Source organism: Bacillus cereus group sp. MYBK15-3, assembly GCF_051916765.1.
Lineage (GTDB): Bacteria > Bacillota > Bacilli > Bacillales > Bacillaceae_G > Bacillus_A > Bacillus_A cereus.
Genome location: NZ_JBQAHG010000003.1, coordinates 506,825 through 527,688 on the forward strand (window position 1 = coordinate 506,825; position 20,864 = coordinate 527,688).

The window sequence follows — 20,864 nt, forward strand, 5'->3', positions numbered from 1 at the left end:
TCCAATGCTTTTTTTGTTATATACTGGAATTACCGAGAGGTAGGAGGATGATATGAATTCAAATTTAAAATGGATTATATATACGGCACTCGGCATTTCTATTCTATTAATCTTATTTGCGGCTTATGGGGTGTATTCTTATTTTGCATTTTAAAAGCGTAATGGAAGTGAACCATAATGTAATGTATGTTATAGTTTGATATGTTAATTACTTACAATACTTTCTACAAGGAGAATACATAATGAGAGCAAAGAAACTAGTAACGTTAGCAGTTCCATTTATGCTGTTAGTCGGATGCGAGGTAGGAGATAAAGATTCTACTCATAAGACTGAGCAAACTAGTAAAGCAATAACGAAAACAGTAATTTCTGAACAACAGTATCCGTACTACATATGTGAGCAAGTGGTAGAGTTCCAATTTAAGAAGGATGAACTATTACTAAACTTAGGAGAATCCTTAAAGGACAAAGAAAAAGCAAAAGCTGTTTTAAAAACATCAAACGAGATAGATAAAATTTTAGACAATATGGAACACATAAAAGTACCTGATACATACAAAGACATTCACAAATCCATACAAGAAGGGGTAACAGAGGCAAGAAAAGCAACCAAGTTAATTAAGGATGCTGGTAAAGAAGATAAACAGAAGATTCAAGAAGCTACAATGAAAGGTACTGAATTTTTATCAGGTGTAGACGGAGAGCATTGGAAAAAAGCAATTTATGAGTTATCGCAGGAAAACAAAGATGCTTATAGTAAGGCACTTGATAAGAAAGTAAAGGAGCACTCAAAGTAAAACAGTAACTTGTAACAATACATATCCACCTAAAATTTCCGCGAATGCTATGCTAGGAAGTTAGGTGGGAGATTACTGTCCTTAAATGTGGCTGATTAAAGCTAAAGCCACATTCTCCTGTTCTAATTAACTAAAAGAAGAACTTCCCCATCCCGATTAGACTACTGATCATTCCTATTCCACTCATGGTGCCTTTTCCTGCTGTAAGTAAGTTTCCAAGCATTCCTAGCTGACCGTTACCTCCGTTATTTCCCCATCCCATTGGGGCCCACGGACCACCCCATCCTGGAGAGTTTCCAAAAACACCCGAGTTATTGGTATTGAAATGAAAAGGCTTGGCTGGCGGCGATAGTAAAGCTGCAAGATGACCTTGTGCGAACATCCCTGTATGATTGAATGGTTGCGCCCAGGGGAAGGGAGGTTTTTGAAAATTAAAACCTGCATGACTTGGTAATGGAGTCCAATTAGCAGGATGACCTTGGGGCATTATCCCTCCATAATTAATTGGCTGCCCCCAAGAGAAGAGAGGGGGGCGGGGATTGAACCCCGTATAATTGGCTGATGAATCCCAACTAACTGGATAGACTCGGTAACTCCAATTTTCAGGAATCTTCAAATCATTCATTACCTCAGATGTAGTTATTTCGGACTGTGAATATAATGAAATTTGGTTATTATATTGTTGCCCATTTCCCTGTGAATTCAAATACCAATATTGGTCCATACGCTTATTCTCCTCACTTTAAAAATGTAATGTTAGACTTAGCCTATGTAATATTCCTTTTTATGGATGGTTACATAACTAGATCTACAAGCCTGTATTTAAAGGAATGGGTGCGTGGTCTTTTTGGTTTTTCTCGCTGCCTGTAAAATTCCCATTGATTTAAAGCTTCACTTTATTTTAGAAGGGGATTTTCAGTTGCTTATTTTGTGTATTTCAGCCTAATTTAAATTCCGTTAACAAACATTTTTATAAAGGTTTAATCAACAAAAAGATTTTAAAATGGTATGTTGAGCAAGTGGAATTGCTAAAAAGAGAATATCCATTCGAAGAGTTTGGCAAAATACTGCAAGGGTAATATTTTCTTGTGCAAATATGTAAACGATTTAAACGAATCAATGAAATTTATAATGAAGGGGCAATTAAATATATGAGTGAAACATTACATAAAAGAAAACCACCATATGTAATGCTTGTAATCCTTTTTATTGGGGCATTTGTTTCATTTCTAAATAACTCCCTTTTAAATGTAGCCTTGCCATCAATAATGAAAGATTTAAACATTCAAGATTATTCAACGATCCAGTGGCTTTCTACAGGGTATATGCTTGTAAGTGGTATATTAATTCCGGCCTCAGCATTTTTAATAACGCGTTTCTCGAATAGGAGCCTATTTATTACATCTATGGTGATTTTTATTCTTGGTACTGCCTTAGCGGCTGTAGCACCTAACTTTGGTTTATTACTTACTGGTCGGATGGTTCAAGCGGCAGGCTCTTCAGTTATGGGACCTTTGTTAATGAATATTATGCTAGTAAGCTTTCCGAGAGAAAAAAGGGGAACAGCAATGGGGATTTTTGGACTAGTTATGATTACAGCTCCAGCAATTGGGCCGACACTATCAGGTTATATTGTAGAGTATTATGACTGGCGTTTGCTTTTTGAAATGATTTTACCGTTAGCAATCATTAGCTTACTGTTAGGGATTTGGAAATCTGAGAATGTCATGAAACAAAACAAAAATGCAAAACTTGATTATCTCTCATTACTATTATCTTCTGTCGGTTTTGGCGGTTTGTTATATGGATTCAGTTCTGCAAGCTCCGATGGCTGGACGAATAAAGTTGTCTTAACAACCTTAATCATAGGCGCTATTGCCCTAATTGCTTTCATTATTCGTCAATTAAAAATGGATGAGCCGTTATTGGATTTACGTGTTTACAAGTACCCAATGTTTGCACTTGCGTCTGTAATTGCAATTGTCAACGCGGTGGCCATGTTTTCGGGTATGATTTTAACACCAGCTTATGTACAAAACGTCCGTGGTATTTCGCCGCTGAGCTCTGGGCTGATGATGCTTCCAGGTGCGGTTATAATGGGGATTATGTCACCAATTACAGGTAAACTATTTGATAAATATGGTCCTCGGATTCTTGGCATAGTGGGGCTTTCCATTACAGCTGTTTCAACTTATATGTTGGCAAGTCTGCAAATTGACTCTAGTCACACACATATTATTCTTATCTACACACTGCGGATGTTTGGGATGGCGATGGTTATGATGCCACTTATGACAAATGGTCTTAATCAATTGCCAACTCGCTTAAACCCGCACGGTACAGCTGTTAATAATACGGCTCAACAAGTGTCCGGTTCGATTGGTACTGCTATTCTTGTTACGATTATGAACTCTGTAACAAAAACAAAAGCTGAAAGTTTAATGTCTCATATAGATCCAACAACCTTTACAGAAACTACGAAGGCAATAGTAACTCAGAAGGCTTTATTATCTGGAATTCAATATTCGTTTTATGTAGCGCTTGGCATGAATGTTGTTGCACTACTATTAGTTTTTTTCGTTAAACGTGTAGATACAAGTGCGGAAGCTGTCGAGAAGCTAAATCGGTAGAGAAAAATAAAACGCTTGATAATGATTCCTACAAGTTTTTTGCTGCTAAGGCGCCGGTATTTAAAGCTGGAAAAGAACTAAAAGAAGCAGGGAAATAATTATATAGTAAAAGAGGACCTGATGTTCATATCAGGTCCTCTTTCATTAGTAACACGGTATACTTGCTTATCGTATTGGTTTAACTAAACTACTGATTTTTCGAATACTACAATCTTAAGCTCGTCAACTTCTCTATTTTTGGGGTGTTTTAGAAGAAAATGAATCAAAATAATCGTTTTTATAAACAAATACAAGAGATGAGATCCGTTTGCAATTTCTCATAAACATTACAAGTTTAGATTATCTTTTAACACCAACATTAAAAGGCTCCAACTATATTTATTCGCTTCATTTTAATTTAGTATTTTTCTACAAGTTAGAAATCTAATTGCCAAGCTTATACGTAATATCATAATCATGAATAGTTAGGGAAAAGATAAAATAAGGTAATCAATTACATATCTTTATCCCAGGCGATTAGTTGCTATTTCCTCTTTATTAAATGGGATATGTTATTTCATGCTTTTTTGAAAGGGTGTTTTAAATGGAAAAAAAAGTATCTGCCATTCCTCAGCCGAAAACATATGGACCGCTGGGTAATCTCCCATTAATCGATAAAGATAAACCGACCCTATCCTTTATCAAGATAGCGGAAGAGTATGGTCCCATTTTTCAAATTCAAACTTTAAGTGATACCATTATTGTCGTTTCCGGACATGAACTGGTAGCAGAAGTCTGTGACGAAACACGGTTCGATAAAAGTATAGAGGGTGCTTTAGCAAAAGTTCGCGCCTTTGCTGGAGACGGATTATTTACAAGCGAGACTCACGAGCCTAACTGGAAAAAAGCTCATAATATTTTGATGCCTACATTTAGCCAACGGGCAATGAAAGATTACCATGCTATGATGGTTGATATTGCTGTACAACTCGTTCAAAAATGGGCACGGCTTAATCCGAATGAAAACGTGGATGTTCCGGAGGATATGACTCGTCTTACGTTAGATACAATTGGTCTATGTGGTTTTAATTACCGATTTAATAGCTTTTATCGTGAGACCCCTCATCCTTTTATTACTAGCATGACCCGTGCTCTAGATGAGGCGATGCACCAATTGCAGCGGCTGGATATAGAAGACAAACTTATGTGGAGAACGAAACGTCAATTTCAGCATGATATCCAATCTATGTTTTCTTTAGTAGATAATATTATTGCTGAACGTAAAAGTAGTGGAGATCAGGAAGAAAATGATTTACTTTCCCGTATGTTAAATGTGTCAGATCCGGAAACTGGTGAAAAATTAGATGATGAAAACATTCGTTTCCAAATTATCACTTTTTTAATAGCTGGGCATGAGACAACAAGTGGATTGTTATCTTTTGCAATTTACTTTTTATTAAAGAATCCGGATAAATTGAAAAAAGCCTATGAAGAAGTAGACCGTGTTTTGACAGATCCTACTCCAACATACCAACAAGTTATGAAACTGAAGTATATACGGATGATTTTAAATGAATCACTGCGTCTATGGCCTACCGCTCCAGCATTCAGTCTCTATGCAAAAGAAGATACAGTGATTGGCGGGAAATACCCAATTAAGAAAGGAGAAGATCGTATTTCTGTTCTTATTCCACAGCTACATAGGGATAAAGATGCATGGGGAGACAATGTGGAAGAATTCCAACCTGAACGATTTGAAGAGCTGGATAAGGTTCCTCATCATGCTTATAAGCCATTTGGAAATGGCCAGAGAGCATGTATCGGTATGCAATTTGCACTTCATGAAGCCACTCTTGTAATGGGAATGCTTCTTCAACATTTTGAATTAATTGATTATCAAAACTATCAGCTGGACGTAAAACAAACATTAACGCTAAAGCCCGGTGATTTTAAGATTAGGATTCTACCCCGAAAACAAACTATTAGCCATCCTACTGCTCTTGCACCTACAGAGGACAAGCTGAAAAACGATGAAATTAAGCAGCACGTTCAGAAGACACCTTCTATTATTGGGGCCGATAATCTTTCACTTCTTGTTCTGTATGGCTCGGATACAGGGGTAGCAGAAGGTATTGCAAGAGAATTAGCGGATACAGCTAGTTTAGAAGGGGTTCAAACGGAAGTGGTAGCTCTTAACGATCGAATTGGAAGTTTGCCAAAAGAAGGAGCGGTACTTATTGTGACTTCTTCTTATAATGGAAAACCACCAAGTAATGCAGGGCAGTTTGTGCAATGGTTGGAGGAACTAAAACCGGATGAGCTAAAAGGTGTTCAATACGCAGTTTTTGGTTGTGGAGATCATAATTGGGCTAGTACCTATCAACGGATTCCAAGATACATTGATGAGCAGATGGCTCAAAAAGGAGCAACAAGATTTTCTAAACGCGGAGAAGCAGATGCAAGTGGTGATTTCGAGGAACAGCTTGAGCAATGGAAACAAAGTATGTGGTCTGATGCAATGAAGGCATTTGGATTGGAGCTCAACAAAAATATGGAAAAAGAGCGCAGTACTTTGAGTTTGCAATTTGTCAGTCGTCTTGGAGGATCTCCTCTTGCACGAACATATGAAGCAGTTTATGCATCTATACTAGAAAATCGTGAACTCCAATCATCCAGTAGTGATAGAAGTACACGACATATCGAGGTATCCTTGCCAGAAGGCGCTACATATAAAGAAGGAGACCACCTTGGAGTGTTGCCAGTTAATAGCGAGAAAAATATCAACCGAATTTTAAAACGTTTTGGATTAAATGGGAAGGATCAAGTTATACTGAGTGCAAGTGGACGAAGTATAAATCACATACCTTTAGACAGTCCTGTTAGTTTATTGGACCTTCTTAGTTATAGTGTTGAAGTTCAAGAAGCAGCCACTCGAGCACAAATACGAGAAATGGTAACATTCACAGCATGTCCTCCTCATAAAAAAGAATTGGAAGCATTATTAGAAGAAGGAGTTTACCATGAACAAATACTAAAGAAACGGATTTCAATGTTGGACCTTCTTGAAAAGTATGAGGCTTGTGAAATCCGATTTGAACGCTTTTTAGAACTTCTTCCTGCGCTCAAACCGCGTTACTATTCTATTTCAAGCTCTCCACTCGTTGCACAGAATCGTCTGAGCATTACGGTCGGTGTTGTTAATGCGCCTGCATGGAGTGGGGAAGGGACATATGAAGGAGTCGCTTCTAATTACTTAGCTCAGCGTCATAATAAAGATGAGATTATCTGTTTCATTCGAACGCCACAATCAAACTTTGAATTACCTAAAGATCCAGAAACACCAATTATTATGGTTGGGCCAGGTACTGGAATTGCACCATTCCGTGGATTCTTGCAAGCGCGTCGTGTTCAAAAGCAAAAAGGTATTAACTTAGGAGAAGCACATCTATATTTTGGTTGTCGTCATCCTGAAAAAGATTATCTTTATCGTACAGAACTAGAAAATGATGAAAGAGATGGATTAATCTCTTTACACACAGCTTTTTCTCGTCTAGAGGGACATCCAAAAACATATGTACAGCATTTAATAAAACAAGATAGAATCAATTTAATTTCGTTATTAGATAATGGAGCTCATCTTTATATATGTGGTGATGGAAGTAAAATGGCTCCGGATGTAGAAGATACCCTTTGTCAAGCATATCAAGAAATTCATGAAGTCAGTGAACAAGAAGCAAGAAATTGGTTGGATCGTGTGCAAGATGAAGGGCGATATGGAAAAGATGTTTGGGCTGGTATATGACTGTTTCTTAATTAGATACATATTAACTAATGAACTTCTTTCGAATAAATTTCACTTTATTAGTATAGTGTATTTAGATGAATAGTGATTAACCGGACTATTTAGTATCTACTAAATAAAAAACAGGACCTGATATGCATCTATCAGGTCCTGTTTCACATAGACATTATACATCGATATTTTCCACGCATTATCAATGTTTGTAATGTAGTTAGCCTTTTGAGTCAGCTATAAAATCAGATATTATTTTTTCAATATCGAAAGGAGTAATCCCTTTATCCAAAGAAAAAATGCTTTCTGCTTCTTCGATGTCTTGAACGAGTTCACCTCTAGCTTCAATATGTAATCGGAACAAGTCATATAAATTCGGTTTAACTAAATTAGTTAAAGCCTTTCCAACTAGTATCATACCTTTTTGATTAGCCTCGATGGTATTATCATAAGTTAGATCTCTTGTAAGAGACAAATCTGTCCAAATCAATTTTCGTTCCTTTAAGTCTAAAATAACTGGAATAGAGATTTGGGTGTCGGCAGTAATATCCACTTTATCTTGAACAGTAGAAGGTTCAAATGTTTCACCTGAACCAGGATATTGACGAACCATCCAACCAGTAAAGCATTCTGGTAAATCTTTATACGGTTGGTCTGTGTAAGAAAGCAAAGTCATGACTACATAGCGTGCACCATATTTCAGCACAGACGGAATATCGAAATCAATGAATTCAGATGCCCCCTTTGGTGCAGAAGTAATATCTCCGCTATGGTAGGCTTTGAAATTTTTTGAACGTAAGTTCGTGAAGGATACATGTTCTTTGTATTGCCAATCTTCGTCGTACATTGCAGCAGATAAATCAATGTCAACGCGTCCTGTATGTTGTCCATTCACATAGCCTTCTTTCCACCATAGGAAAAAACGAATCGTATCTCCTTCTGGCAAATCTACTTTACTTCCTCGAGATAATGTGCGAAGCGCTTTGCTGGCTGAACGTTGAGAGAAGGGAACTAAGTGATTTTTTAACTGTTCATCCAAAAATACTTTTCCGAGACTTGGAAGTTCTGCGAAGCGATTTTTTAAAGTATCTTCACACATTTTTACAATCATTAAACAAATATCCTCTGAGATAAATGGAAGTGTATTTTCGATACCTATAGCTTTTGCTACATTTCCCTTTGGAAAAAAGGTACGAAATTCATTTTTATCATTTCGATGCTTAAAATGAGCTGTGAGTTGAAGTAATACAGGAGTAGAAACGTTTCCTATTATACTTAGAAAATCTTCGAGAATATTGAAAACATCTGTTGACTTATCACTACATAAACGGATTAAATGATCCAAGCGTCTGGCAAATTCCCCTGGGCGAGTTTTTAAAAGATTTTTCGCTGTCATGATATCACGATTCAACAAAGCTGCTTCTATTTTTCCATTAAATGTTTCAACTTTAATGTTGTTGCGAAGAGTCTCAAATGCTCGGTGGGTTTTTGGGAAACGAGTATGATATTCTGCTGGATGAAGAATTTCACCTAAACGAATCCAACGTTTTTTGTATCGAAGCATATCTTCGGTAATGTTTCCGCATTGCTCTAACAATCCTAAAAGGAAGCGTCTTTCTGCTCGGTTAAACTTTTTGAATCGGACGGAGGATGCTAAACTCACATCGCCTTCAGATAAAGCAACTGCAAGGCGAAGAACATCAGTTGCTGTTTTAAAATACTTTGCAGCAGCATCGGCTGATATTTTTCTGTTTATTAATAAAACCCCAATTATAAAAGACATATTTTCCTTATGAGGAATTACATTAGGTAGAAAACAGGAAACATCTTCAGTGTGTGTAATAGCCCATTCTACATCCGTCTTATCAGTTGAGGAAATAGAGCTGTTTGCACTAATCAATTGAGAAATCATTTGATTGAAATCTTCTTCACTTCCTAAGTCAATAACTTTCAAATCAACTCTATCTAAAAGAGGGAGTCGTTCTTCTACTTTTGATACAGGTAGGCGCAACGTCACATAATGAATAATGGCATTAATGTATAAATCAGCGTCACTTAAATCCATCATTTGTTGCGGAAAGTTTGGATACATAGGAGTAAACTGAATATGTGCTCCAACCATTTCTTTTAAATGTTTTACCAACTCTTTGTAAAACGATGTGAATGCATCAACCGAAAGTGTTTGCAACTCTTCTATTAAAGGCTCGGAAAAAGTAAATCCTAAATTTTCCAAGTTTTTTAAAACAGTGGCTAAATAAATGTTCGGTAGTTTATTTTCTTCTCTTTTTATAATTACTTTCAAACTTCTTCTTATGTAAATAGAATTTTTCATGAGAACGCCAGCTATTCACGCCTTATAAAAGAGGGGAATAGTCTGACTGTCCTCCTTTCAGTGGTAGATTTTTATTTTTATATGTATAAACACACTAATTGTAGAAAAATGCACAGAGGGTACATAGCTATTTTTTAGTGGAAAATTAGGGATATAACATTTAGCTGTTAAGTGGTAATTTGTTAATTAAGAAAAGAAAACCTCTACATCAATGGTTGATAAACTAAAGTTTATGCAATCCCAAAGAAGAAAGAGGTTTTATAGTCTAATTATTTTTCATAGGGAATTGACAACTCTAAAACAATTTGAAATTTCTACAAAGAAGGAAGAATTGTCATAGCCTATGTGTTTAGCAGGAAAGTAACATCCCTATTTGGCCAAAGAAGTTAGAAGGAAGGAACGTCATAGCCTGCTTTATTAGTATATTCTCATGCGAAGAGCAATTCAAGTATACTGTCTGATTTTTTATTTTTTTCTTAAAGGGGAATTTTCATGATTATCCCGCATTAACGGGCAGCCAGATTGGTGAGGGCTGATTAAAGTTTCACTTTATCCTTTACTGTACCTTGTAACTACATTTCATCTTGCTGTAAAGAAACAAAAAACACTTTTTTATTCAATAACTCCAATTTCTAGAGCCTTTTGAACAGCTTCTTCTTTGTTAGAGACTCCTAGCTTTGTATAAGCTGTAGAAGCATAATTTCTGACCGTACCATTCGATAAATATAACCTTGATGCTATGGTAGTGTATCGAAGTCCCTTTGCTACTAGCTGTAATATTTCTATCTCCCTAGCTGTTAGCTCATAAGCGGTTGCTGTTGATTGTGGTGTCTCTTTTTGCTCATCAAACTTCTCAAATATTTTGTGAGACATTCCCTGATCAATCAGTGTTCCACCTTTGTGAATAAGTCGGATCGTATTAGCTAGCTCCAACGTTTCAATAGATTTAAGTAAAAAGCCATCCGCACCGTTGCGAAGTGATTCCAACGCCTGTTCGGTATCCTGAAACGTTGTGAAAATTAATACGCGGATATGTGGCCATTGTTGCTTGATTTTTTTGGTTGCTTCGACTCCATCCATGTGCTGCATATCTAAATCCATAAGTATAACATGGGGTTGAAGGCGCCCACACAAATCGATGGCTTCATTGCCATCTTCAGCTAAACCGACTACATTTAAATCTTCATATCTATCGAGTAGTGTCCTCAAACTTTCCCGGACAAATGGCTGATCGTCTACAATTAACAAACGAATAAGTCCATCTTTTATTTCAGTTTGTCGCGGTATGGTACAAGTAACAAGCATTCCTTCCTCTGGCTTTGTATATACAGACAATTGACCTTGCAAGTTCATTGCTCGTTCTTTCATCGCATTCATACCGAAGCCTTCCTGCCATTCTACATTTCCTTTTCCATTATCTTGAATTTCTAATCTCGTATATTGTTGTTCAAACTGCAATGAAACTATAATTTCAGTTCCCTGACCATGGCGTACTGCATTCGTAAGGGACTCTTGTAAGCAACGAATGAACGCTATCTTTGCTTGCCGAGACAATTCATATTCCTCTCCGTATGCTCGAAAACTTACATTAACCTGAGCGTGCTCCTGAAATTCGGCTCCAAGATTTTGGAGAGATTGAATTAAGGAAGGCGATTGACACGGAGAATCCATTTGATGTAGGTAACCTCTCACGTCCTCGATGCTTTTCCGTCCCATTTCAAGCAGAGAATCTAGCCTCTGTATACCCATTTCAGTAGCAAGTTCGGTGCGCAACGTTTCCATCCCCATAATAATAGAAGTATAAGCGTGACCAACTGTATCATGAAGCTCACTCGACAGTCTGTTCCGTTCTTCCGCCAGTGTGATGCGTTCAATCTGAGACATATATTGCTCAAGTACCGCGTTTTGTTTACGAATTGATTCATTTTGTTTATGATTGACGATTAATAAATGAAAAGCGAAACCCATTACATATGCGAATCCATAATAGGTGACCATAACCCAATAGCTATTACTTGGCGCAACCGCATAGAAAATTCCAGTCGTTATAAAAACTGTTATTGGAGCTGTCCAATAATAGGACAAATGCTTACTATTCGCAGCAATTAGAAACACTGATATAAGAAATGTGTTGTAAGCTCCTGGAAATAATGAGGTTAAATATATACATAGTCCACCATACAGCAGTATTTCTGTGAACAAATAATATTTATAATTGAATAGTAAGGCTACCCATGGAATAGAGAAGGCAATAATTTCCCAAAGAATAATACTCCAAAGTGGTAATGTTAAACCATCCTGAAAATTTAATGTAGCTAGAATGATAGACACACTAGCAAGTAGGCGTACCCCCAACATAATCCAATCATACCAAAACCAATACTTAACCATATCTAACAAGTTCTTTACCCCCTAAATAGCCTACCATTTTCTTCCTATATTATAATTTAATCCTTCCTGCTTTATTATACTTTTTAATTTAAAACTACGATACTACTCACAGACTGCAAACTTTTATTGATTTAGTTGCCGAATCATACTACGTGTATAGCCCCCAATTTTCTTTGTCAAACCTTCTACTATCCTAATACTTATGGCGGTAAATACTATACCTATAAACATTACAAAGAGTGACTTGGCAAAAGTATCTATCTGTATGAATATAATATTCATATCGATGTATCGATACAGTAGTGGTGCCAACAGGAGCATAAGTGGCATTACATAAAAAATGATTGCACTAATGAGACTGAAAATGCCAATCACAAATTTCTGCATTAACCAAAAGACAGCAGACCAAGTGCGACGATCTGTAAGCACTAATTTCACCTGAGTCCAGTTTGATGTAGCCATTTTTATACTTTTATCGTAAGAGTCGGTCGAAATATCAGTATAAATTTTCGTCTGTATGCGCTCGAATTGGATAAAAGGTGTCGTAGTCTGTAGTACGCGTATAACTAGTGGAATCCCAATTACCGTAAATGAAAGGGTAAAACTGAATAGCAGAGCTATTAGATAAAAACAAAAATAAAATAATCCTGTAACGAAAGTTAGCAATAAAAAATAACCATTCTGGATGAATTTTGATTTCATAAAGTTCATCGCTCCTATCTATGTAATAACCGAATCATACTGCTTTTTTTGTCATTCTCACTAGTGTAAAAGTGTCATATGACAGTTCTAAATGATATTAAAAAGGGGGAGAGCAGTTTACTTCTAGTTAACAAAGATGCTTGTATCCCGCTATTTGCCAGGCAGTAAGACCCCCGCCTCAAAATTCAGCGTTAGGTGGGGGGCGGGCTGCCGGTAAACGCACGATTGGTGAAGGCTAATAATAAGTGGGGGATGAACAAAAACTTGCTGATTAAAGTTTCACTTTATTAATCCCCACAAAACAATCCCGTTCTTACATCTGCAAGAACGGGATTGTTTTGTACTTTTATTTAATATGAGATGGACTTGTTTTTCGAATATGAAAAATAATATCAAATTGCTCAAGCAATGAAGTATCAAAGTATACCGAACTGTTGGGGATGATTTGTCCTCCTATACTTAGTAATGGTCTTTTTGCTTTAACCCATTTCTCTGCTTGTCCTTTAAGGTGACGGTTATCCAATAAAAACGTTTTATAGGGCACTTTTCCGAGAGTGTAATTGAAACTTTTTACATCTTGTGGAATAGCGTCTGTTGTAATCTTACCTCCGGTGGAAGGATTATATTCGCTATATAAGGTGAAATTCCCCTCCGTAGTTGTACTACCAATTGTGACATAATTATTGTTTAAACGTTCCTTTAAAAACTGCCCCGCAACATCAGGATATAATTGCTCATCGATAATTCCTTTAGCTATATGAATATTGTGTCCCCATACCATCGTTTTACCACCAAATGTCTCTTGTGCCCACATTGCATGATCGGCCAAGTATTGCTCATGTAGCTTTATCATACTTGGATAGTCGTTAGGAAGTAGCATTGTGGTAAATTTCTCTATTGCACTTGCCGTTGCTTTCACCCAGATGTACTCAGGTGAAACTATTTCTGTGTTGGCTTGCTCACTCTCATCTTTTAGTAATCGAGCTACCCTCTCAGCGTTTGCTTTGAACTTCTCTTTCAATTCAGGAGTAAGTTTCATATATTCCTGTATACTTTCAGTAAAAGACGATAATTCTTTATAATTTTCTTCTACTTCTGCCAACAAATCCGGTCGATGCACCCTTACATAATCAATTACTTTATTAAAGCTGCCTTGGTCCAACGTTTTTAAGTCGAGCCCAATAAATTGGATCTTTTTTTTATTGGATGGATCAGCATTATAATCTTTCATCCACTCAATCATGGCTATAATTTCATCAGTAGGATATAACAATTTTAAAAATTCTCTAGGGTTTCCTTTTCCTGTTTGGATATATTCATTTAGTTTTAAGCCGTTTCCCCAATCTTCTTCCATTGTGAAATTTGTAAAACCCATCTCAGTAACCAAATATTTCACAAGGCGAAACTTCATAGTGAAAATTTCAGAGCTTCCATGAGTATTCTCTCCTAATCCTACATATTGTGCGCTCCCAATCATTTTCTTAAGTGGTTTTAAATCCTCAAATGATTTTGACGGCTCTATCGTTTTTAATGGGTAAGCCTGTGATTGTATGGATTTAACTATATTTTTTTGTATTGATTGACCTGAATTTTCGACTGCTACTGTTTGAGCCTTTCCTACTTCTACACCTCCTGTGACTAATAGAGCTGTACTAACCATTGCAATTATTTTTTTCTTATTCATTTTTTCCACCTCAATTGAATTATTTGTAAAAGCAAGAATGATTCATTGTACTTGCACGAATCAATTGCCTTAATTCAATTGTTATTTATTCCATATCATATTTTCTAGTTACATAGTGTCATAAGGTTAATTGACACAGGTCATAGACTAATCATTACACTTTTGTACTATCGGTTATGACAACTTATAAATAATAATTACATTGATGAGCCGTAAGTAAGACTAGATTATAAATTGGGGAGGGATTTTAAAGATGAATGAATTTGTATACAAAAATATTTTTATTCTAAGTTGTGTCTGTGGAAATGACAAGAAGTATATTCGATAAACAAGTGAATTATAGGGGAAGGGCGGATTAAAATGATATTACACGCAAAGTCGTTCCACAATAAAGATAAAATCCAACGTGCTAAAATAGGACTTCAACTTTTTCTGAGTATCTTAATCATTACTTCAATTATCCTAAATGTAGTAGTAATAATTACGAAAAGTATGCCACTTATTGTGGTATATATGTTTACCCCAGCATTATCTTCTATTTTGACTCGCATAATACTGAAAGAAGGGTTTAAAGATGTATCTTTTAGTCTCGGTAACTTAAAGATATGGAAAGGGATTGGTTTTGCTCTGCTAATCCCTATGATTATTTGTGGAATTACTTATTCTATCGCCTGGTTGAGCGGAATTGCGGGGTTTCAGTATCCCGAAGTTGGTATGTTTATTTTAGAACCGATCTACAATATGCTTGGGCTTCAGTATGTAACGGCACCATTCAGCTTCATTTATCTAGTAGTATTGAGCGGCATTTTCGGAAGTTTGCTTGGCTTAATCCCAGCTTTGGGAGAAGAAATGGGTTGGCGAGGTTATATGCTCACAAGGCTAGTCGATGCAGAGTTTTCACGGCCCATCCTTATTAGTGGATTGATTTGGGCAACGTGGCATGTTCCAATAGTTATTGCTGGTCTATATGTAGCGGGACCATCTGTCGTTCTTTCAGTACTTGGTATTTATCTTTGTATTGTACCATTCGGTTATATTATAGCTTATTTACGACTTATCACAGGTAGCATTTGGCCTTCGGTTATCATCCATGCTACTTGGAATGCCATTATTCAAGGACCTTTCACACGTGCAAGTACAGGGTATCAAACTGAGATTTGGATTGGAGAATCTGGCTTGATAACCGCTAGTATTATCTTGATTACTGCAATAATTACGTCTCGAATCGTAAATTTTACTAAATAGCATACGGATGTGTTTTAAATTCAATTAGTGAAATATGACGAGGCGAAATAAGATGCTCCTAAAAATATTAGAAAAAATCTAGTTGAACAGACTCTTACTTTATCTTAGGCTGCTGGAGATGTGGGGGACATCAAGCTAAGAAAATAAACTTGGTTGCCATAAAAAACATAATGTTTTCATTTAAAGGCTATGAGATGAAATTTCATCATCTTCATCAAGTTTGACCTTCAGGAAATAAAAAGTTAAACGATTATACAAATACTCTAACTGAAAAAACGATAGTCCTTCTACATTTTAGATAGAAGGACTATCGTTTATTTTTTTGACAAAATTAGGAGGTGATGTTTATAAAATGGATAATATAATTCGTATTTGCGTAAAGAGAAAAAGTTTTCCAAAGAAGATGTAGTTAATTCCTTTGGTATAACGGTTGATTGAAATTTCATTTTATAAGTTGTAAAGGGCTGTGCAATGCATCGTACTATTGAAAAATCTAAATTTAATCATTAAATTGCGATAAAATGTGGTCGGAAATAATGAAATTTTAGGAAAAATAAGGTACACTAGTTTATGATTTTAGTTGAAAATCGTTTGACGTTAATGCATACGGGGGAAAGATTGATGAACAACAATACAACAAATGAATCAGTTGAAGAAATTGATCAAAAACGAGTAAGATCAAAAAAACGTTATACAAATTGGAAGTTTATTGCAGCGGGTATTGGTGTAATTGCACTTCTTATTGGGGGAATGAGTTATTACCAGGCAACTCACTTCAATTCGAATGTTACAATTAATGACACAAAAGTTGGTGGTCTGAGCGCTGATCAGGCAATACAGAAATTAAAGACATCTGGACTAGCAAACAAAGTCTATGTTGATCAACAACAAATTTTAGATGAAAAAGATACAAAAACGGAACTTACGGAAAAAGATTTGCCTCAAGTTAAGAAACTATTAAAAAACCAGTGGACATTTTTCCCTTCCTCAAAGGGAGAAAATTATTCATTGCTACCAGAGAAGGCAGATCAGTATCGTAGTGAAACGATGAAAAAACTTGTAGAAGAAAAGCTCATCTCTATGAATGAGAAATTAAAAGCGCCTCAAGATGCTATGGCGAAGCTAGAACAAGGGAAAATTGTTATTTCGAAAAGTGTTGAAGGAAAACAGTATGATGTTACTAGTCTACTGAAAGATTATGATAAACAAAAATATAAAAGCGAAATTCATCTGAAGTCTGCATACATAAAACCTATTAAAGAAGACGATCCGATTGTCAAAAAAGAGGAGAAAGCACTACAGAATCTTCTTGGGCAGTCTGTTGAGTATAAAGTGCAGGATGAAGTTTATCCTTTAAAAGCGAAAGATTTAATTCAAAATGCCTCTATGTCAAAGGATATGAAAGTTACAATTGATGCGAGTGACATTAAGAAGAAAATCACTGAAATTAATAATGCCAAATCAACATTAAATAAAGATTTCTCATTTAAAACTCATTCCGGTTCAGTCATATCAGTAAAAGGACAAGGATACGGCTGGGCACTAGATGTTGAAAAAGAAACTAAACAAGTTCAACAAGCCTTTGAGAAAGGCGACAAATCGCTTTCTGCTTCTAATATTCACGGGAATGGTTGGGAGAAGGAAGGTATCGGTTATAAAACAACATCGAATAATGGCATCGGAGACACGTATGCAGAAGTTTCAATTGCAGAGCAACAAATTTGGATTTACAAAGATGGAAAATTAGTTGTTACAACAAATGTAGTAACTGGTAAACATAGTACTGGTGAAGATACATCACCAGGTGTGTGGTACGTCCTTTATAAACGAACACCATATACGCTAAGAGGTAACGCAGTAGGAAAAGCTGATTATGCGGTTAAAGTAGATTACTGGGTTCCATTCACAAATAGTGGTCAAGGATTTCACGATGCCGGCTGGCGAAAAGACTGGGGAAATAATGCTTATTTAACAGGAGGATCAGGTGGGTGTGTGAACCTTCTTCCTAATGTTGCAAAAACTGTATATGATAGTTTGAACACGTATGATCCAGTTATTGTGTATTAAAAAATAGCTACGTATCAAGAAATAAACAAAGCAGGAAATCTTACCTGATGGTATATGAAAAAACACCTCTTGCATTCGCATACTAAGTGTGCAAATGTAATGGAGGTGTTTTTGTTTGAATATAAAAGTGTGTTGCTTATAAGAAACAAAGTAGAAAGAAATAATAAGTATTCAAATAGTCAATAAAATTGACGATGAATATCATTTTCATTTAATATAGAATCGTTGCATGTAATTAGACATGAATTTTTTGTTAATATAATAGATTTCTATTAAGTTGTCACATTTAAGAACTATCATTAAATATTTTAAGAATTTAAACGTAGGAAAGGGTAATATAAAATGAACTGGAAAAAAGGCGGATTATGGGTTATTATTTTTTTTGTTGTAAAAGGCACGATTTCTACACTTTTAATCGTTACAGGTGCTAAATATTTTGATTTATCATTTATGCAACTTATCTTATTAATTCTGACCTTATTAGTGATTTCTCTAATAAGCCGAAAATTGCTGTATAGACATAAACAAAACAAAAAGCAAAAAGAGCTAAATATATAATGGAGCCCCAGAGACCTTTGGATTTCTGGGGTTTTATTTATTCAATAGTGAGTTTTCGGTCCGCGATACGAATGGTACATTCCATCAGTTTTATCGATTGTAAATCAAGAATTCGCTGATTTTATTGAATAAATAGAAAATTATTTTCTTTTTCTTGTGTTTCATTTAATATCAATAAGGGCACTAAAAAATAGATAGGGGTGCTAAAATGTACGGTATTATTAATTATGAAGTGTTTTTACTAACAGGAATTTTATTAAATCTAATTCCTGGTGCAGACACCATGTATATTGTGGGAAAAAGTATTTCACAAGGTAGAAAAGCAGGTGTGTATTCTGTTTTTGGTATTATTACTGGTTCTTTAGTCCATACGTTATTGGTTGCTTTTGGTTTATCTATTATACTTACAAAATCCGTTGTGTTATTTAACACCATTAAGATTATAGGTGTTATCTATCTTGTATATTTAGGAATGAAAATGATACTTGATAAGACAAATGTAGATTTTCAAGCCCCATCCAATAAATTGAACATTAGAAAGATATATTTACAAGGGCTCTTAACAAGTCTTACGAATCCAAAAGTCTCTTTATTCTTTATTGCGTTTCTGCCGCAGTTTATAGATACAAAGGCTTCAGGTCCTATACCTTTTATCATTTTAGGAATTACTTTTACAGTAACAGGACTATTGTGGTGTTTATTTGTTGCTTATTTCTCTTCCTATGTCACCAAAAAATTAAGAGGAAGTCAAAAGGTAGGAATGATTCTAAATAAAGTAACAGGACTAATTTTTATTGGGATGGGGTTAAAGTTGCTTCAAGCGAAGGCTCCTCAATAAACATGAATAATAAAAAAATGCCCCCTTCAAGAGATGTTATCTTTGCTTTAAGCTAATTTCTATATATTAAAAAGCCCCTTCAAATTTGAAGGGGCTTTTTGCTGGTTATTTTGGTTTATCTAAAAATTTATTTCATCGTGCATGACCTATTTTAATCAATTGTCATGTATATATGTGTCCTCTAATAACAAGGTTAAATCCATTCAGTTCGTCATCGTAGCTTCGTTATCTTGCTGTTACATTCCAAAATGCGTACAACAGCGTGCCTTCAAGGTTATACTGATGCTGGAGGTGATTCAAAGTGACATACAATCGGAAAATGAATTCGAAGCAAGCTAATTAATAACTAGATTCTTACAAATAAATCTCATCTGTATATCAATTGATTTATAAACGAATGCAGAATTATTTTTCGGAAAATGAGCTTTTTAATAGCCAAGAGAGCTCTAAAGATCAAGTCTTCATTTTGAAACTAAAATCGCTTTTATATTAGGCTTCGAATTTTTATGTGCTACAGACATTAGTTGAAAGATAGGCTTTTCCTGTTCTTATTTATATCGTTAACTTGATAATTTATAAATATGAATTTAGTGGGGGGATATTATGAAAGGTAGCAAACATTTTAATTTTCACAAGCTTTGGTTAGGACAGTCTATAAGTTTGTTGGGTACTCAGTTTACAATAGTAGCTTTGCCACTTTTTGCATTAGAGGTGTTACAAACAAGCGAAGCAAATGCTGCTATGCTTCGTGGGATTATATTCGTTCCTTATCTAATTTTCGGGTTAGTAGCCGGTGCTTTAATAGACATTTTTCATAGGAAAAATGTCTTGCTAATTTGTAGTTTATGTCAAGGAGTATTGTTTTTATCAGTATTCATACTGACTGTAACAAATATTATAACGTTCCCTTTGTTGGTGTTTATCATGTTTTTAAATGGAATATTCACCACGTTTTACAACATTGCCATTCCTTCTTTTTTACCGGAAATAGTAACAGATAAAGACCACTTAAAAAAAGGAAATGCACAACTAGCACTTTCGGAGTCTCTTTCTATAGTAATTGGTCCTATGCTAGCTGGAATCGTCATTACTCTAGTTGGATTAACAGGCTCATTCACTGTTGACGCAGTAACGTATTTTGTTTGCTTTATGTTTGTATTAATTATTTCAAAGTTTAAACCGCATACAGAAGGTTCTTTAAAAGACGTAAATGTAAAATCTATATACCAAAACATATATGAAGGTTTGGTATATTTCAAAAAACACCCTGTATTGGAGCCGATTGTAACTTGTGGTGCTGTTTACGGTTTTTTTAAATACATATTAAATAGCATTTTAGTAATATTCCTTTATAAGGTAATGAATCTATCTGAAATTGAAATAGGATTTGTTATAGGTTCAGCAGCGGTGGGATTTTTAATAGGTAATACGATACTTATGAAAAAAAGTCAACAAATTAATAATGCAAAAATGCTTATTTATAGCGCTGCTGTATCAGTTACCGGTTTGGCTTTTATACCGATAATGGGGTATATGGGAACAGTTTACGGAATAGTAGCCGCAAGTATCATACATGGTATGGGAGAAGGTGTATTTGGCCCTTACGCTGCAACTATACGACAACTTGCCTCACCAAATCACATGCTAGGCCGAGTAAATGCTGTACAGCGTACGCTGAATTGGGGAGCTTGGGCATTAGGAAGTTTTGCTAGTGCATTTTTAATTTCTATATTTGGGCTTCAAACTACGTTATTTATAGGGGGCTTCGGAACAACATTGTGTTTAGTGGCGTTGTTAAGACGAGGCGTATCAAAAGGAAATGAAATTGAATATACGAGTTCATATTAG

General features: G+C 35.6%; 13 protein-coding genes. 8 read left to right on the plus strand and 5 right to left on the minus strand.

Annotation, left to right across the window (positions count from 1 at the left end):
* Nucleotides 1–242 precede the first annotated feature (242 nt).
* Nucleotides 243–797 (plus strand): hypothetical protein, encoded by a 555-nt coding sequence (locus tag ACTFR8_RS16840; protein ID WP_001201801.1) that lies wholly within the window; start codon nucleotides 243–245, stop codon nucleotides 795–797.
* A 130-nt stretch (nucleotides 798–927) separates the two neighbouring features.
* On the opposite strand, the gene ACTFR8_RS16845 is transcribed toward ACTFR8_RS16840, so the two are convergent.
* Entirely contained in the window at nucleotides 928–1,521 is a 594-nt protein-coding gene (locus tag ACTFR8_RS16845) for a hypothetical protein (protein WP_252209609.1), read from the minus strand.
* A 427-nt stretch (nucleotides 1,522–1,948) separates the two neighbouring features.
* On the opposite strand from ACTFR8_RS16845, the gene ACTFR8_RS16850 reads away from it, so the two are divergent.
* Entirely contained in the window at nucleotides 1,949–3,427 is a 1,479-nt protein-coding gene (locus tag ACTFR8_RS16850) for a DHA2 family efflux MFS transporter permease subunit (RefSeq protein ID WP_000005138.1), read from the plus strand.
* Between the two features lie 583 nt (nucleotides 3,428–4,010).
* A complete protein-coding gene (gene cypD, locus ACTFR8_RS16855; protein WP_000412771.1) occupies nucleotides 4,011–7,208 on the plus strand; it encodes a bifunctional P-450/NADPH--P450 reductase in 3,198 nt (1,065 codons plus the stop codon).
* A 211-nt stretch (nucleotides 7,209–7,419) separates the two neighbouring features.
* Here cypD and ACTFR8_RS16860 read toward each other — a convergent pair whose 3' ends face one another.
* From ACTFR8_RS16860 to ACTFR8_RS16875, 4 genes are all read right to left on the minus strand, one after another.
* Nucleotides 7,420–9,531, minus strand: a complete 2,112-nt coding sequence (locus tag ACTFR8_RS16860) for a TerD family protein (RefSeq protein WP_252209608.1) — start codon at nucleotides 9,529–9,531, stop codon at nucleotides 7,420–7,422.
* A 612-nt stretch (nucleotides 9,532–10,143) separates the two neighbouring features.
* Nucleotides 10,144–11,931, minus strand: coding sequence for a helix-turn-helix transcriptional regulator (locus ACTFR8_RS16865; protein WP_252209607.1), 1,788 nt, complete (start codon nucleotides 11,929–11,931; stop codon nucleotides 10,144–10,146).
* 114 nt (nucleotides 11,932–12,045) lie between these two features.
* Complete coding sequence (locus tag ACTFR8_RS16870; protein ID WP_025966688.1) at nucleotides 12,046–12,624, minus strand: sensor domain-containing protein; 579 nt, start codon at nucleotides 12,622–12,624, stop codon at nucleotides 12,046–12,048.
* Nucleotides 12,625–12,970: 346 nt separating this feature from the next.
* Entirely contained in the window at nucleotides 12,971–14,308 is a 1,338-nt protein-coding gene (locus ACTFR8_RS16875; protein ID WP_252209606.1) for an erythromycin esterase family protein, read from the minus strand.
* A gap of 360 nt (nucleotides 14,309–14,668) precedes the next feature.
* On the opposite strand from ACTFR8_RS16875, the gene ACTFR8_RS16880 reads away from it, so the two are divergent.
* The 5 genes from ACTFR8_RS16880 to ACTFR8_RS16900 all read left to right on the plus strand — a co-directional run bounded on the left by ACTFR8_RS16880 (nucleotide 14,669) and on the right by ACTFR8_RS16900 (nucleotide 20,864).
* A complete protein-coding gene (locus ACTFR8_RS16880; protein ID WP_000600468.1) occupies nucleotides 14,669–15,553 on the plus strand; it encodes a CPBP family intramembrane glutamic endopeptidase in 885 nt (294 codons plus the stop codon).
* A 621-nt stretch (nucleotides 15,554–16,174) separates the two neighbouring features.
* On the plus strand, nucleotides 16,175–17,620 hold the full coding sequence (locus tag ACTFR8_RS16885) for a L,D-transpeptidase family protein (RefSeq protein ID WP_044584629.1): 1,446 nt from the start codon (nucleotides 16,175–16,177) through the stop codon (nucleotides 17,618–17,620).
* A gap of 342 nt (nucleotides 17,621–17,962) precedes the next feature.
* The gene (locus tag ACTFR8_RS16890; RefSeq protein ID WP_001104104.1) at nucleotides 17,963–18,178 is read left to right on the plus strand and encodes a hypothetical protein; all 216 of its coding nucleotides are present in this window, start codon (nucleotides 17,963–17,965) and stop codon (nucleotides 18,176–18,178) included.
* Nucleotides 18,179–18,386: 208 nt separating this feature from the next.
* On the plus strand, nucleotides 18,387–19,016 hold the full coding sequence (locus tag ACTFR8_RS16895) for a LysE family translocator (RefSeq protein WP_000274241.1): 630 nt from the start codon (nucleotides 18,387–18,389) through the stop codon (nucleotides 19,014–19,016).
* A gap of 603 nt (nucleotides 19,017–19,619) precedes the next feature.
* A complete protein-coding gene (locus ACTFR8_RS16900; protein ID WP_000678758.1) occupies nucleotides 19,620–20,864 on the plus strand; it encodes an MFS transporter in 1,245 nt (414 codons plus the stop codon).

Coding starts and splice junctions, on each gene's coding strand:
- ACTFR8_RS16840 (WP_001201801.1), top strand. CDS start 243: ATGAGAGCAAAGAAACTAGTAACGTTAGCAGTTCCATTTATGCTGTTA.
- ACTFR8_RS16845 (WP_252209609.1), bottom strand. CDS start 1,521: ATGGACCAATATTGGTATTTGAATTCACAGGGAAATGGGCAACAATAT.
- ACTFR8_RS16850 (WP_000005138.1), top strand. CDS start 1,949: ATGAGTGAAACATTACATAAAAGAAAACCACCATATGTAATGCTTGTA.
- cypD (WP_000412771.1), top strand. CDS start 4,011: ATGGAAAAAAAAGTATCTGCCATTCCTCAGCCGAAAACATATGGACCG.
- ACTFR8_RS16860 (WP_252209608.1), bottom strand. CDS start 9,531: ATGAAAAATTCTATTTACATAAGAAGAAGTTTGAAAGTAATTATAAAA.
- ACTFR8_RS16870 (WP_025966688.1), bottom strand. CDS start 12,624: ATGAAATCAAAATTCATCCAGAATGGTTATTTTTTATTGCTAACTTTC.
- ACTFR8_RS16875 (WP_252209606.1), bottom strand. CDS start 14,308: ATGAATAAGAAAAAAATAATTGCAATGGTTAGTACAGCTCTATTAGTC.
- ACTFR8_RS16880 (WP_000600468.1), top strand. CDS start 14,669: ATGATATTACACGCAAAGTCGTTCCACAATAAAGATAAAATCCAACGT.
- ACTFR8_RS16885 (WP_044584629.1), top strand. CDS start 16,175: ATGAACAACAATACAACAAATGAATCAGTTGAAGAAATTGATCAAAAA.
- ACTFR8_RS16890 (WP_001104104.1), top strand. CDS start 17,963: ATGAACTGGAAAAAAGGCGGATTATGGGTTATTATTTTTTTTGTTGTA.
- ACTFR8_RS16895 (WP_000274241.1), top strand. CDS start 18,387: ATGTACGGTATTATTAATTATGAAGTGTTTTTACTAACAGGAATTTTA.
- ACTFR8_RS16900 (WP_000678758.1), top strand. CDS start 19,620: ATGAAAGGTAGCAAACATTTTAATTTTCACAAGCTTTGGTTAGGACAG.